Source organism: Deinococcus aquatilis DSM 23025, from assembly GCF_000378445.1.
In the GTDB taxonomy this organism is placed as follows: domain Bacteria; phylum Deinococcota; class Deinococci; order Deinococcales; family Deinococcaceae; genus Deinococcus; species Deinococcus aquatilis.
The window spans coordinates 1-1,921 of the sequence record NZ_KB899795.1 but is presented as its reverse complement, the minus strand read 5'-3'; the positions used below and the strand labels follow the sequence as shown (position 1 = coordinate 1,921).

Genomic DNA, 1,921 nt, shown 5'->3' with positions numbered 1-1,921 from the left:
TGATGGAGTAAACCTTGTCCAGGACGCCGACTTTGCTGTGCCATGTCCAGTGCAGCGACCACCAACTCGGTATGAAGGGTTGATCTTGCTAAGGTTTTGTGGTTCTTGCACCCTTTTGGTGCACGTGGTCATCCTGAGAGCACGCGGATTCGCAACAGATCGAAGTTGGCGCGTCCATACATTTGCCGCTTGATGGTCTTCAGGCGATTTACGGCCCCTTCCGTCGGACCATTGCTGTAGGGAAGGGTCAGCGCTGCAAGCAGCGCTGACCCTTCGCGCTCGAGACCTTTGGCAAAGCTCACCAGATTCTTCAACCCGCTCGACTGAACACGCTCCACCCACGAACTGAACGTCTCACCCTGACGGTTACGTACCATCGTACGGAAGGCATGAACCAACTCCTGAGCGTTTCGAAGCGGTTCACAGGTCAGCAACCGCTCCACCAGCCGGGACTGATCCTCCTCTAGCTCAGCTGGAAGTGAAAAGAGGAGCCAAGACGCTGTTTTGACCGTCATCATCGGCATCGGCTGCGAGGGAGCAGACGCGACGTTTCGGTTCCGCATGGCCGAATCGCGGAACCGGCCGGGCGTGGTCGGCGCAGGAACCTCTCGCCGTTCCTGGGCCCACAGGATGACGCGGCGTTTGGATCCTGCGTACCCCGCCTGAACAAGGTCACGGAACAGTTGACTGGCATTGCGACAACCTGCGTCCCAGGCGGCTTGGAGAACAGGTTGGAACGGGGTCAGAATGCCTAGTGGGCGGGCATGACTCCGCCGAAGTGGCTGTCCTTGACAACGAATCGCTTTATGGACGGTCGCGCGGTGAACATCAGCAGCCCGGACGATGGCGCCGATACTTTTCCCCTGCTGATATTGGGCATAGAGATCCGCATACAGGGCACATTTTCGTTCGAACGCCTCCTGGCTGGATTGCTCGGCTGCTGTTGAACGCAGGGGGAGCACGACGTGCTCCCCCTGCCCAGCAAATGCAAGATGCACGTCGTCCTGATGCCCTTGCACTTGGCGCTCGAGTGCCTCCCGGAGGTTCTTGATGAGGTGCCAACGGTCAAGAACCTGTTGCGCTTGTGGCGCACCTTCACTTAACCCACGTGCGTATTCCATGGAGCGATCCCGGGTCACCAGTTCGATATCGGGATGTTGCTGGAGCCACGCGGCCAGCGTGGTCGCTGTTCGGTCACGCAGAACTTCGATAGGCTTTCCAGTTTCCAAGTCAATGATCAGCGTGCCATAGCATGCCCCTCGCTTGAAAGCGAAGTCGTCGACCCCAATGCGCTTAATGGTTGTCGGCGGCTGAAATGGGGTCATGCGTCGCATGACCCGGAGAGAGGTCGTTCGTGATCGCTGAACTCCCCAGACCCGGCCGATCCGCTGTCCTGAGCTGGCTCCAATCTCAAGTGCTGTGTCCTGCACCGCACGGGTCAGTCGTTGGGTCATACGAGCTGAACGTGCAGCCACTCCTTCGATTCGCTCGCAGAAAATGCGTCTAGGACACGCCTCGTTGCGACAGCGGAATCGGCGAACCGAGAGCTGGAGATGCACGACTAGGCCAAGACACGGGAGGTCTTCCAAGGTGCGTCGGTAATGGCTATGAAGACTGGAAGTGAGCGTTTGGCAAGAAGGGCAGGCCACCTGTGGTGCCACTGACGTGGCGGTGACGACGATGGCTTGGAGATCAAGGCTGGGCTGAACGTCGATAGCGTCCAGGATGCCACCTGGGAACAACAGCGTAGACAGAGCAGCAGGGAGTGTCATGATCCATCAGAACACCACGCGCAGGTGAACGTGCACCAAAAGGGTGCAAGAACCGGTTTTGTGGAGGAGGAGTTCAGTCTGACCGACAATGGAGACTGACATGACCGCCAGTAAAAACCACTACACCGCCGAGTTCAAAGAAGAAGCCG

The 1,921-nt window shown here is 58.3% G+C and carries 1 protein-coding gene; it reads right to left on the bottom strand.

Annotated elements, in window-relative coordinates:
• Positions 1-128 precede the first annotated feature (128 nt).
• Positions 129-1,772: an ISL3 family transposase gene (locus tag F561_RS0124250; RefSeq protein ID WP_083922647.1), complete on the bottom strand. Its 1,644-nt coding sequence runs from the start codon at positions 1,770-1,772 to the stop codon at positions 129-131.
• Positions 1,773-1,921: the final 149 nt, after the last annotated feature.